Origin of the sequence: Streptomyces sp. NPDC058000 (assembly GCF_042886435.1) — a bacterium.
In the GTDB taxonomy this organism is placed as follows: domain Bacteria; phylum Actinomycetota; class Actinomycetes; order Streptomycetales; family Streptomycetaceae; genus Streptomyces.
The window spans coordinates 89,918-102,323 of record NZ_JBHVQS010000019.1 but is presented as its reverse complement, the minus strand read 5'-3'; the positions used below and the strand labels follow the sequence as shown (position 1 = coordinate 102,323).

The 12,406-nt window shown below is 73.1% G+C and carries 11 protein-coding genes and 1 riboswitch; of the genes, 4 read left to right on the top strand and 7 right to left on the bottom strand.

What is annotated here, in order from left to right; translation table 11 throughout:
- The first annotated feature begins 75 nt into the window (after positions 1–75).
- A complete protein-coding gene (locus tag ACFVT2_RS20300) occupies positions 76–978 on the top strand; it encodes a CBM35 domain-containing protein (RefSeq protein ID WP_390019603.1) in 903 nt (300 codons plus the stop codon).
- A gap of 48 nt (positions 979–1,026) precedes the next feature.
- Here the strand turns inward: ACFVT2_RS20300 and ACFVT2_RS20295 are convergent, their stop codons facing one another.
- The 3 genes from ACFVT2_RS20295 to ACFVT2_RS20285 form a co-directional block, all read right to left on the bottom strand.
- Entirely contained in the window at positions 1,027–1,956 is a 930-nt protein-coding gene (locus ACFVT2_RS20295) for a 1-phosphofructokinase family hexose kinase (protein WP_390019601.1), read from the bottom strand.
- A 203-nt stretch (positions 1,957–2,159) separates the two neighbouring features.
- Entirely contained in the window at positions 2,160–3,404 is a 1,245-nt protein-coding gene (nagA, locus tag ACFVT2_RS20290) for an N-acetylglucosamine-6-phosphate deacetylase (protein ID WP_390019599.1), read from the bottom strand.
- Positions 3,404–4,336, bottom strand: coding sequence for an ROK family protein (locus ACFVT2_RS20285; RefSeq protein ID WP_390019596.1), 933 nt, complete (start codon positions 4,334–4,336; stop codon positions 3,404–3,406). The genes nagA and ACFVT2_RS20285 overlap by 1 nt, the downstream gene beginning before the upstream one ends.
- Before the next feature lie 368 nt (positions 4,337–4,704).
- Here ACFVT2_RS20285 and ACFVT2_RS20280 point away from each other — a divergent pair, with 368 nt between their 5' ends.
- The 3 genes from ACFVT2_RS20280 to otsB all read left to right on the top strand — a co-directional run bounded on the left by ACFVT2_RS20280 (position 4,705) and on the right by otsB (position 7,523).
- Entirely contained in the window at positions 4,705–5,925 is a 1,221-nt protein-coding gene (locus ACFVT2_RS20280; RefSeq protein ID WP_390019594.1) for an extracellular solute-binding protein, read from the top strand.
- A gap of 98 nt (positions 5,926–6,023) precedes the next feature.
- The gene (locus ACFVT2_RS20275) at positions 6,024–6,278 is read left to right on the top strand and encodes a DUF3263 domain-containing protein (RefSeq protein ID WP_390019591.1); all 255 of its coding nucleotides are present in this window, start codon (positions 6,024–6,026) and stop codon (positions 6,276–6,278) included.
- 246 nt (positions 6,279–6,524) lie between these two features.
- Positions 6,525–7,523 (top strand): trehalose-phosphatase, encoded by a 999-nt coding sequence (gene otsB / locus ACFVT2_RS20270; RefSeq protein WP_390019589.1) that lies wholly within the window; start codon positions 6,525–6,527, stop codon positions 7,521–7,523.
- Here otsB and ACFVT2_RS20265 read toward each other — a convergent pair.
- The 4 genes from ACFVT2_RS20265 to ACFVT2_RS20250 form a co-directional block, all read right to left on the bottom strand.
- Positions 7,513–8,208 carry a hypothetical protein gene (locus ACFVT2_RS20265; RefSeq protein ID WP_390019587.1) on the bottom strand — a complete coding sequence of 232 codons (696 nt, stop codon included), beginning with the start codon at positions 8,206–8,208 and terminating at the stop codon, positions 7,513–7,515. The genes otsB and ACFVT2_RS20265 overlap by 11 nt on opposite strands.
- Positions 8,209–8,376: 168 nt before the next feature.
- Complete coding sequence (locus ACFVT2_RS20260) at positions 8,377–9,459, bottom strand: cytochrome c oxidase assembly protein (protein ID WP_390019585.1); 1,083 nt, start codon at positions 9,457–9,459, stop codon at positions 8,377–8,379.
- A 91-nt stretch (positions 9,460–9,550) separates the two neighbouring features.
- On the bottom strand, positions 9,551–11,044 hold the full coding sequence (locus tag ACFVT2_RS20255) for a trehalose-6-phosphate synthase (protein WP_390019582.1): 1,494 nt from the start codon (positions 11,042–11,044) through the stop codon (positions 9,551–9,553).
- 49 nt (positions 11,045–11,093) lie between these two features.
- A complete protein-coding gene (locus ACFVT2_RS20250) occupies positions 11,094–12,068 on the bottom strand; it encodes a glucosyl-3-phosphoglycerate synthase (RefSeq protein WP_390019580.1) in 975 nt (324 codons plus the stop codon).
- A 176-nt stretch (positions 12,069–12,244) separates the two neighbouring features.
- Positions 12,245–12,402, top strand: a riboswitch (SAM riboswitch).
- Positions 12,403–12,406: the final 4 nt, after the last annotated feature.

Here is a 12,406-nt window from a genome sequence, read left to right as displayed (position 1 = left end):
GGCAATGCGCACGCAGCCCCGCGAACGCGTACGGACGCGCACAGACGCGTAGAGACCGCTTGGGAGTGACACGGAATGACGGCCGGCAACAACGGCGCGGACACGCCGGAGAACGACGACCCCTTCGCCCACCTGTACCGCTCGGAGGGCGGCGAGGGCGGTTCGGGCACGTCGGGCGTCGGTGCCGCGCGGCAGCCAGGCGTCCCGCGGACCTCCTACAACCAGGTGCGCGCGGTCGGCGAGCGGCAGTACGGCACCCAGCAGGGCCAGCAGGCGTACGGCCGGCAGAACCCGAGCCCGCACTACGCGGCCCCCGAGACGCTGGCCGGCGGCGGCGCCGGCGAGCGCACCCGCCCGATATCCGCCCCGGAGCCCCGGAAGGGCCGCAACGGCCTGCTGATCGGCGCGGTCGCGGTGGTCGCGGTGGTCTGCATAGGCATCGGCGCGGCCATGCTGAACAACTCCGGCAACTCGAAGAACGACGCCGGTGGCAAGCCGGGCCCCACCGCCGCCGAGTCGGTCCAGCCCAGCGACCAGCCGTCCACCAAGCCCACCGCGGTCAACCTCCCCAAGGACGACGCGGGCGCGCTGCGCCTCGACGGCGGCGCCGCCACCGCCAAGGACGTCCCCGGTGCCCGGACCGCCAGCGGTTCGTACGTCACCAACATGAACAACCAGGGCGCGGCGGCCACTTGGACGCTCGACGTGGCGGCCGCCGGCCAGTACAAGCTCTGGGTCGGTTACGGCGTGCCCGGCAAGGACGCCAACCTCACGCTCAACGTGAACGGCCAGGCGCTGACCCGGCCGATAAGCCTCAAGAACTTCGCCGGCGCCGCCGAGGGCGCCTGGGACAAGGGCTGGACCAAGTCCTGGTCGTACGTCCAGCTCAACAAGGGCACCAACACCATCAAGCTGTCCTGCGAGAACGGCAACCAGTGCGAGGTCAACCTCGACCAGGTCTGGCTCGCCCAGCCCTGAGTCGACGGGCCTGAGGGGCGCGGTCTGAGGGCGCGGTCTGAGGGGCGTTCAGGCCGCCGTGGGACGGTCCGTCACCACCACACGCGGCAGCAGGTCTTCGTAGGTCGCCGCGTCGAACTCGCCGGCCGCGGTGGCCCGTACGGTCGCGGCGGAGAGTGCCACCGCGCGGCTCAGCCGGTCCGGCCAGGGCAGCTCCTCGACCAGTCCGGACAACAGGCCGGCCACCGCGGAGTCGCCGGCCCCGGTCGGGTTCCCGGCGTACCGGCGGGGCGGGGCGGCCTGCCAGGCGCCGTCGGCGGTCACCGCGAGCATCCCGTCCGGGCCGAGCGAGGCGGCCACCGCGTGGGCGCCGCGACGGCGGGCGTCGCGGGCGGCGCGCAGCGGTTCGGTGCTGCCGGTGAGGGCGGCCAGTTCGTCGGCGTTGGGCTTGGCGAGGTCGGGGCGGGCGGCCAGGCCGCGGCGCAGCGGTTCGCCACTGGTGTCGAGCAGCACGGGGACGCCGGCGGTGCGGGCGGCGCGGATGAGCCGGGCGTAGACGTCCACCGGGACACCGGGCGGCAGGCTGCCGCAGAGCGCCACCGCCTGTGCCTCGCCCAGCAGTTCGCGGTAGGTGCCGAGGAACGCGGCCCATTCGGTGGGGGAGACGGTCGGGCCGGGCTCGTTGAGCTGGGTGGTGTCGCCGGTGTTCCCGTCCACCACGGCGACGGTGCGGCGGGTGGCGCCGCCGACCGGGACCAGTGCGTCGGTGACGAGGGTCTCCTGGGCGAGCAGGGCGCGCAGCGCCTCGCCGGTGCCGCCGCCCGCGAAGCCGGTGGCGACCGTGCGGTGGCCGAGCGCGGCCAGTACGCGGGCGACGTTGAGGCCCTTGCCGCCGGCGCGTTCGGTGACCTCGGTGACGCGGTGGGTGGTGTGCGGGTGGAGCCGGGGGACGCGGTAGGTGATGTCCAGGGCGGCGTTCAGCGTGACCGTGAGGATCATGGACTCCCCTCCGGGAGGAGGCCGGCCGGACGGCCGTGGGTGAAGGCACCGCGTTCCGCGGTGGCATACGGACAAGTGCGCGAGCGATCATGCCATCGCGAACGGCCGTAGGCCCAGACCCGGGTCGGCCACCCTGCCCCCGGACCGGCCGCCGGGCCGGGGGCACTTCTCAGCGGTAGCTGGGGGAGGACCGGTCGGGGCGGTCAGACGCCCGGCGGGCGGAGCAGCCAGGCACCCTGCCGGAGGACGCCCACGACGTCGTATCCGGCGTCCAGCACCACCAGGTCGGCGTCCTTGCCGGGCTCCAGGGAGCCGGTCCGGTCGGCGATGCCCAGCAGCCGGGCGGGGTTGGTGGAGAGCGCTTGCACGGCCTGTTCGACGGTGAGGCCGTCGAGCGTGACGGCCCGCTTGAAGGCCCGGTCCAGGGTGAGCGTGGAGCCCGCGATGGAGCCGGCGGTGGGGCCTTCGCTGATCCGGGCGACGCCGTCCTTGACCTCGACCCGCATCGGGCCGAGCGGATACATCCCGTCGTTCATCCCGGCCGCGCCCATCGCGTCGGTGATGAAGGCGACCCGTCCGGCGCCCGCCTCGCGGAACGCCATCTGGAGGATCGCCGGGTGCAGGTGGGTGCCGTCGTTGATCAGCTCGACGGTGATCCGCTCGTCCTCCAGGAGCGCGGCGACCGGGCCGGGGGCGCGGTGGCCGAGCGGCGGCATCGCGTTGAAGAGGTGGGTGGCGACGGTCGCGCCGGCGTCGATGGCCCGGCGGGTGGCGTCGTAGGAGGAGTCGGTGTGGCCGATGGCGGCGATCACCCCGGCGTCGGCGAGCAGCCGTACGGAGTCCAGGCCGCCGGGCAGTTCGGGGGCGACGGTCATCATCGCGGCGGTGCCGCGGGCGGCGTCGACCAGTCGGCGGACCTCGGCGGGGTCGGGGTCGCGCAGCAGCTCGGGCTGGTGGGCGCCGCAGCGGTGCGGGGAGATGAACGGGCCCTCGAAGTGGATGCCGGCCAGATCGCCCTGCTGCACCAACTCGGCCAGGACGGCGGCCTGTCGGGTCAGGTCGTCCAGGTCGCCGGTGACGGTGGAGGCCACCATCGAGGTCGTGCCGTGCCGGCGGTGGGTGCCGATGACGGTCAGGCACTCCTCGGGGTCGGCGGACGAGAAGGAGCCGCCGCCCCCGCCGTGCACGTGCAGGTCGACGAAGCCGGGGACGATCAGATGCCCGCTCAGGTCGAGGACGGTCGCGGTGGCCTCGTCGAGGTCCTGGTCCTGTGCCGTGTCCGGCGACCGGCCGCGGTCCTTGTCCCGGCTGCGGACCGCGGTGATCCGGGTGCCCTCGACGGTGATCCGGCCGTTGTCCGTGACGCCGGAGGGCCGGGCGATCCGGGCGCCGGCCAGGACGGTGCGCCCGGCGTCCGAGGGCGCTCCCGCGGACTGTTGCTGTGCCATCAGGCGGTTACCTCCGTGGAGAGAAGATCCCAGGCGAGCAGTCCTGCGCCCAGGCAGCCGGCGGCGTCCCCGAGGGCCGCCGGGACGATCGTGGGGAGCTGCTGGAAGGTAACGCGCCGGCGGACCGCCTCCCGCAGCGGTGCGAACAGCGTGTCGCCGGCCTCCGCGAGCCCGCCGCCGATGATCAGCGTCCGCGGGTCGAGCAGGGTCAGCCCGGTGACCAGGCCGTCGGCGAGCGCGTCCACGGCGCCCTGCCAGACCTTCCGGGCGCGCGGGTCGCCGGACTCCACGGCCTTGGCGCAGTCGGCGGCGCCGGCCTGCGGATCGCCGCAGACCGCCGCCCAGTCGCGGCCCACCGCGGCGGCCGAGGCCAGCGTCTCCAGGCAGCCGCGCTGTCCGCAGCCGCACGCGGGGCCGCCGGGTCGGACGACGATGTGGCCGATTTCGCCGGCGCTCCCGTGGGCGCCGGCCTCGATGCCGCCGCCGATGCCGATGGCGCCGGCGATGCCGGTGCCCAGGGGCACGAACAGGAACCGGTCGGTGTCCCGGCCGGCGCCGATCCGGCCCTCGGCCAGCCCGCCGGTGCGGACGTCGTGGCCGAGCGCGACCGGGACCCCGCCGAGCCGTTCGGAGAGCAGGGCCCGCAGGGGAACGTCCCGCCAGCCGAGGTTGGCGGCGTAGACGGCGGTGCCGGTGGCCTCGTCGACGATGCCGGGGACGGCGACGCCGGCGGCCAGCGCGGTGCTGCCGAACCGCTCCCGGCCGATGTCGCGCAGCTCGGTGGCGAAGCCGAGGATCGTCTCGACGACCGCCTCGGGGCCGCGGTCACGCCCGGTGGGGAGCCGCGCCTCGTACAGGAGGGTGCCGTCCGCTCCGGCGAGAGCGGCCTTCATTCCGGTGCCGCCCACATCAAGGGCGATGACGTGTTTCACGGGGAACAGTGTCGCGCGACCTGCCAAGAAAGGTCTAGTCCACTCGCCGTGCTGATCGCCACGCGATGATCGTCAACCGGTGCCGCTGCCCGGATCCGGGCAGCGCGTACGCGTCGGTAGCCACCCTCGCTCGCCATCCCACAGGGCCCCTGACCTGCGCAAGAGGCAGGGCGATACGGAAAGCGAATAGGGGGTGGTGTAGACCTTGTGGGGGACAGTGGGGAGACTCGCTGTTCCACGTCGATCGCGGGCGATCCCCAAGACGACGGAGGGAATACCCGCAAGCACGGAATTTTCGGGATAAAAGGGCGGTAACAGCGGTGCGACGGCGGTACGTGAGCCTGGCGGCGGCGGGACTCGCCGCCACCATGACACTGACTCTTACCGGCTGCGGCAGCGGCTCCGAGGGCAACGGCGTCGCCCTCACGCTGATCGCCGCGGACTACGGCGACAGCAAGGCCAACAGCTCCCAGCACTACTGGGACGAACTCGTCCACGCCTTCGAGGAGCAGAACCCGGGCATCAAGGTCGACGTCAAGGTCTACAACTGGACCGACGTCGACAAGAAGGTCGAAGACCTCGTCAACGCCGGCAAGGCCCCCGACATGGCGCAGATCGGCGCGTACGCCGACTACGCCGCCCACGGCAAGCTCTACAGCGCCGACGACCTGCTCTCCATCCCGGTCCAGGCCGACTTCACCCCCTCCCTCGCGGAGGCCGGCGAATACCAGCGGAGGCAGTACGGGATGCCCTTCGGGGCCAGCACCCGGCGCCTCTTCTACAACAAGAAGCTGTTCACCGAGGCGGGCATCACCACCCCGCCGCAGAACTGGGCCGACATCGTCAGCGACGCCCAGGCGCTCAAGGCGCACGGCGTGAAGATCCCCTTCGCGCTGCCGCTCGGCCCGGAGGAGACCCAGGCCGAGACGCTGGAGTGGATGCTCGCCGGGGGCGGTGACTACACCGACAACATCGGTAAATACACCATCAATTCGCCCGAGAACGTCAAGACCTTCGAGTGGCTCCAGAAGGACCTCGTCGGCAAGGGCCTCACCGGCACCGACCCCGCCAAGCTCAACCGCGAGGACGCCTTCGCCGACTTCGCAAACGGCGACGTCGGCATGCTCAACGGCCACCCCACCCTGATGAAGCAGGCCGAGGCCAAGGGCGTCGACTACGGCACCGTCGAACTCCCCGGCACCACCGGCAAGGCCAAGGCCACCATGGGCGTCGCCGACTGGATGATGGCGTTCAAGCAGAACGGCCACCCCACCGAGGTCGGCAAGTTCCTGGACTTCGTCTACAGCCAGAAGAACGTCCTGAAGTTCTCCGCCGACTACAACCTGCTGCCGGTCACCACCTCCGCCTCCCAGGCGATGCTCGCCGACGACAAGTTCGGCAAGCTGCACGGCTTCCTCACCCAGCTGCCCAACGCCCACTTCTACCCGTCCGACAAGACGTCCTGGCCGCTGGTCTCCAAGACCATCAAGTCCCGGATGGGCGCCACGGTCGGCCCGCAGGGCAACCCCTCCGCGACCCTCACCGACATCCAGAACACCGCAGACACCGCCGACAACACCGGCGAATAGCGTCGCCCGCGGGCCCGGTGGACCACCCCGGGCCCGCCCCGGCAACGCCCCGCGCAGTGGGCTTATCGTGGGATCGTGACGACGGACGGCGGAGTGGAATGACGGACGGCACCGGAGAGGGCACACCGCGCGGGCTCTCCGCCCGCGACGAGGCGGTGCTCGCCGTCGAACGCCGCTCCTGGTCCGGCCCCGGCGCCAAGGAACGCGCCATCCGCGAACAGCTCGGCATCTCCCCGACCCGCTACTACCAACTCCTCAACGCCCTGCTCGACGACCCCCGCGCGCTCGAACACGACCCGGGAACCGTCAACCGGCTGCGCCGCGTACGGGACGCCCGGCGCGCCCGGCGCTGAATCCATCCGGCCCGCCCGCCCGCCGCCCGACCTCCGCCCCCAGACGACGGCGCTGCGCGCCGACCCGCCCGCCCGAGGCCCGCGCCCCACCTCTCTGGCCCGCACCCCCGCCGCCCCGCTGCGCGCCACCCCGCCCGCCCGTCGCCCGACCTCCGCCCCCAGATGACGGCGCTGCGCGCCGACCCGCCGTTGGGATGCGCCCGTACACCCGGCGTGCGCCCGTGTCCCGCCGGTAGGGTCGGCGTCATGGGCACCCCGAACGCCGCGCCATCTTCCGAACCGGCACCGGACCCCGTGCCGGCGCCGCCCGCCGTCCCGACTCCGGACACCCCTGCCGGCCGCGAGGGCCTCGCCGCCCTGCTGGCCCACCCCGAACGCGCCGTCGTCGCCCTCGACTTCGACGGCACACTCGCCGACATCGTCCCCGACCCCGCCAAGGCCCGCGCCCACCCCGGCGCCCGCGCGGCCCTCGCCCGCCTCGCCCCGCACCTGCGCGCCCTCGCCGTGATCACCGGCCGCCCGGCCGGGGTCGCGGTCCGCCTCGGCGGCTTCGACGCGCTGCCGGGCCTTCCCCGCCTCGTCGTCCTCGGCCACTACGGCGCCGAACGCTGGGACGCCGCGACCGGCGCCCTGCACGCGCCCGCCCCGCATCCGGGCATCGCCGCCATACAGGCCGAACTCCCCGGCGTACTGGACCGCTCCGGGGTCTGGCGCGGCACCTGGGTCGAGACCGCCGTCGAGCGCAAGGGCGGCCGCGCCATCGCCGTGCACACCCGCCGCGCCGCCGACCCGCAGGGCGCCTTCGAGCAACTGCGGGAACCACTCACCGCACTCGCCGAACGCCACGGCCTGATCGTCGAACCGGGCCGGCTGGTGCTGGAGCTGCGCCCGCCCGGTATGGACAAGGGCGTCGCGCTCGCCGAATGGGTCGAGGAGACCGGGGCCGCCGCCGTCCTCTACGCCGGCGACGACCTCGGCGACCTCGCCGCCTTCGCCGCCGTCGAGAAGCTGCGCTCCGACGGGACCGGCGGCGTCCTGGTGTGCAGCGGCAGCAGCGAGGTCACCGAACTCGCCGACCGCGCCGACCTGGTCGTCGACGGCCCGACGGGCGTGGTGGCCCTGCTCAACGCCCTCGCGGACCGGATCGAGCACCTACCGGAGGCGACGGAGCGGAACGCCGCGGGTGGGACCGAGGAGGACCCGCCCGGGGACGGCCCGGCCGAGGATGGCCCGGCTACTCCTTGAGGCCCAGTGAGGACAGCGCCGTCGTCCAGTCGTGTGCGATGGCCTGCTGCGCCTTCGCCAGGTCGGCCTTGCCGGAGCAGATGGCGGCCTTGAGCTTGTTCTCCACGCCGTCCTTGGGGTTGTTGGGCCCGGCGCCCGGCTTGTGCCCCGGGGACGGCGGTTCGACCCAGAGGTTGCGCGGATCGTTGGGGTCGCCGCCCAGCTGGAGGCTGATGAGGTGGTCGTACTCGGCGTCGTGCAACGGGCCGGTGTAGCCGTACGACTTGGCGTTGGCGGTCTTCTCCCGGCCGGTGATGCTCACCGGCGGCCGGATGCCCTTGGTGTACCCGCTCTGGCAGATCGTGGTCTTCAGCGTCTGCGGGGTGACCTTGGGATTGGTGGCCCCGGGGGTGCACTTGGGGTCGGGCAGTGGCTGTTTGTCCGCGGTGTAGTGGACGTGGCAGGAGCCGGGGGCGGGCTGCTGCTGCACCGTGTACGCCGACTGCGGGCCGGGACCGACGGGTATCGACCCGGACGTTCCGGACGGCGCGGACGCGGAGGCGGACGCCGAACCGGACGATGACGCGCCGCTCTTGGGGTCGGCGCCCCCCTTCCCCGACGAACAGCCGGCGACCGTGGTCGCCAGGACGGCGACGGCCGCAACCGCGGCCCATCGTGCGGAATGTGACCGTGCGCTGATTGGCATGGAAAAGAACTACCCCACTCCGGCCCGCCGCAGCCACGGAACCGCGGCGCGGGGGAGCACCGGGGAGCACCGAAGGGGCGGACGAAGGGCCCGCCGGCCTGCCGGGAGGACGACGGGAGGACGACGGCCGGACCGGGGACGGTCCGGTGGATCAGGATCGGACGGGCCCTAGCGCCCCCGTCGGAACCGTTCGCCGACCTCGCCCTGGTCGGTCTCCCACCAGGGACGCGTCACCTCCGGCTCCGGAACCGCCGCCGCAGGTGTCGTCGCAGCCGGTGCCGCCGGTGCCGCCGGTGCCCCCGGCGTCGACGCCGCCGACTGCGCCGCTGCCGGTGCCGCCGCGGCCACCGTCATCTCCCGGTCCAGCCGGGCGTCCAGCGCCCGCGTCTTCCGCCGCTCGTCCCGCACCCACTCCGCGAACACCGCGATCAGGAACGGCAGTCCGACCAGCTCGGCGATGGTCAGCATCAGTCCGCCGCCGATCATCTGGTCCTGCTGGAGGCTCGGGTCCCACGGCCGGTGCTGGGACGCGTACCAGCCGCCCGCGATCAGCGTCCCGCTGGTCATCACCACGATCCCGGGCACCGCGTCCACCAACCCGTCCAACAGGACCAGCAGCGCCCGCACCGGATGGCTGCACCACGACGGCAGCAACTCCTCCCGGGTGAGCATCGGCAGCACGAAAAGACTGCCGACGACCAGCAGTTGCAGATACATCAGCTCGTGCAGCGGACCGTGCCGCAGCGCCGTCGGAAAGTACGGCGTGAAGTAGATCGCCAGCTCCGAGGAGAGCACCAGCACCGTACTGACCAGCGGGAACGTCAAGAAGCGGACGAGCCGGCCGGAGACCGCCGCGCGCATCCAACGGGCCGCCCGCCGCTCCGCCGGCAGCGCCTTGAGGGCCAGCGCCAGCGGGTCGCCCAGCGCCAGCCCCAGCGGCGCGATCAGGTCCAGCACGATGTTCTGCACCGCGGCCGGCCAGAACAGCTCGTGGTCGTAGACCGCCAGGCCCGACATCGTCGCCACCACGATGGCGCCCAGCCCCAGGCCGGCGAACGCCACCGCCCGGGCCACCGGCCAGCGCTCCCCGCGCCGTGCCAGCCGCATCACGCCCCAGGCGTAGAGGACGCCCAGGACGAGAATCAGGACCAGCGCGTACGGGTCGAGCCGCCAGCTGTCGAGGAGGCGCGCGGCGGTCAGCTCCGGCAGACCGGACGCGACGGTCGTCGAAGCAAGCGTTGTCACTGTCACGGCCCACCACGCTAGCCCCGCCCGCTGACGATCTACCGGCGGGGCACCCTTCCCCGAGCTCTCAAGGAGCAGCGGGACCGCTCGCGGCCGGTCATTCGCGCAGGGCCCGCAGCTGCTCCAGGAACCACCGGGCGGGCGGCAGCGCGGTCGCCGCCGTGGCCAGCCGGGCGGTCCGGGCGGCCCGCTCCTCGGCCGGCATGGTCAGCGCGGTGTGCAGCGCCTCGGCGGTCTGCCCGACGTCGTAGGGATTGACCGTCAGCGCGTCCGCGCCGAGCTCCTCCCACGCGCCGGCCTCCCGGGAGAGGACCAGCGCGCACCCCGCGTCGGAGACCACCGGCACCTCCTTCGCGACGAGGTTCATCCCGTCCCGGATCGGGTTGACCAGCGCCACGTCGGCGAGCCGGTACGCGGCCAGCGACCGCGCGAAGTCGTCCTTGACGTGCAGCACGACCGGCTGCCAGGTGGCCGTCCCGTATTCCGCGTTGATCTCCTCGGCGAGCCTGCCGACCTGCGCGGTGTAGTCGCGGTAGACGGGCAGGTCCTGCCGCGAGGGGTAGGCGAACGCCAGGTGCACCACCCGCTCGCGCCACTCCGGCCGGTCGGCCAGCAACCGCCGGAAGGCCAGCAGCCCGCGCACGATGTTCTTGGACAGCTCCGTCCGGTCCACCCGGACGACGGTCTTCCGGTCGGTGCCGCCGATCTGCTCGCGCAGCGCCGCCATTCGCTCCTCCACGTCGGGCCGCCGCGACCGCTCCCGCAGGAACTCCGCGTCCGCCCCCAGCCCGTGGACCCCGATCCGGGTCCGGTGCGCCTTGCGGTCCGGCGGCACCGCGACCACGCTGGGCGCCTCGTGCCGCGGCCAGTGCGCCGTGCAGTCCGGCCCCAGCGCCCGCTCGCAACACGCCGCGAACGCCCGCGCCCACCGCTGGGTCAGGAAATTCGCCCGGTCGGCGCCGAGGATGCCCAGCACCAGCTGCTGTTGGATGTCGTCCGGCAGCATCGCGAAGTACTCCGGCGGCGCCCACGGAGTGTGCGAGAAGTGCGCGATCCGGACGTCCGGCCGCACCTCGCGCAGCATCCCCGGCACCAGTGCCAGGTGGTAGTCCTGCACCAGCACCGACGCGCCGGGACTCGCGGAGTCCGCCAGCGCGCTGGCGAACGCCGCGTTGTACGCCTCGTAGGCCGCCCACTGGCCCCGGAAATCCGCGTCGAAGACCGGCTCCAGCGGCGTCTGGTACAGCATGTGGTGAACGAACCACAGCACGGAGTTGGCGACGCCGTTGTAGGCCGCGGCGTGCACATCCGCCGGGATGTCCAACATCCGGACGCGCTGTCCACCGGTGTCCGCGGCGTCCAGCAGCCCGCCGGTCCGCCGCACCGCCTCCCGGTCACCGTCACCGAGCGCCGCACACACCCACACCGCATCCGTCTCGGGCCCGATCGCCGAGAGCCCGGACACGAGCCCCCCGCCGCCGCGCTTGGCGGTCAGCTCACCGCCCGCCCCCACGGCGTACGAGACCGGACCGCGGTTGGACGCGACGAGGACCTCGGCACCTGGCTGGACCGCACTGCGCTCGGAGACCATGTCGCGACATTAACCCGCAGGGGATCCGCGCAAACGTACGGATCGCCCCTCAGGCCGCCCGCCGTTCCGCGTACTCCGGTATTCCGGCCATCGGCGGCCGCTCCTCGGTGTCCACCTCCGTCGTCCGCGGCACGAAGCCGTTCTCCCCGCGGTCGAACTGGGTCAGCCGGGGCCGCACCAAGTGGCCGCGGGCCAGCCGGAGTTGAGCGGTGCGGTAGATCGCGGCGGCCATCCGGCCGAGCGCCTGGCCGCCCTGGTGGCGGTGCTTGCGCACCCCTACGTCCACCTGGGCGAGCGCGTCCAGTCCGACCGTGTGCAGGGCGTCCACCAGCAGCCCCAGTTCCACCCCGTAACCGACCGGGAACGGCAGCCGCTCCAGCAGCGAGCGACGGGCCGCGTACTCCCCCCCGAGCGGCTGCACGAACCCGGCCAGCTGCGGCCAGTGGAGGTTGAGCAGCGGCCGGGCGACCAGCTCGGTGACCCGGCCGCCCTGCTCGCCCCGGCCGGCCGCGGGCACCCGGCCCTCCCCGGTCTCCAGCGGCCGGTCGTACATCGCCTTGACGAAGTGGATCTCCGGATCGGTCAGCAGCGGCCCGACGATCCCCGAGACGAAGGTGGACGAGAATTCCCGCAGATCGGCGTCGACGAAACAGATGATGTCGCCGCCGGTCACCAGCAGTGAGCGCCACAGCACCTCGCCCTTGCCGGGCAGCGCCGGAATCCGGGGCAGCACACTGTCCCGGTGGACGACCCGGGCACCGGCCGCCGCGGCGACCTCGGCGGTACGGTCGGTGGAGCCCGAGTCCAGCACCACCAGCTCGTCGACCAGCGGCACCTCCTCGGTCATGAGGTCGGCACGGATCGCCGCGACGATCGCGCCGACCGTCGCCTCCTCATCGAGCGCGGGCAGCACCACGCTGACCGTCCGGCCCGATTGCCGCTTGGCCTCCACCAGCCGCTCCAACGGGCGGTCCGCGGCGGACCAGGAGCGGCCGGCCAGCCAGCGCTCCACTTCTTCCAGCACGTCTACGACTCTCCTCGGTGGCCCCCGAACGGAAGCCCGTTATGTGATCCATCTCGCGGACCGGACGACTATCTCAACGGCGAGTGCCTTCGGTTACAGTCTTGAACAACGCGGATGACCCTCGCATGTCGGGGTCGCCGCGCAACAAACGCCTGGGTTTCGACCCAGCGCCATACCGCTCATCCAGAGGGGCAGAGGGATACGGCCCGTTGAAGCCCCGGCAACCCTCCAGCCGGTCTCCGCCGCAAGTCAGCACAGTGCGCGCGCGAGGCTCCCGGCTAGGGAAGGTGCCAAATCCGTCTCACGGCGAGATGCGTCGTGAGGAAGATGAGGAGAAA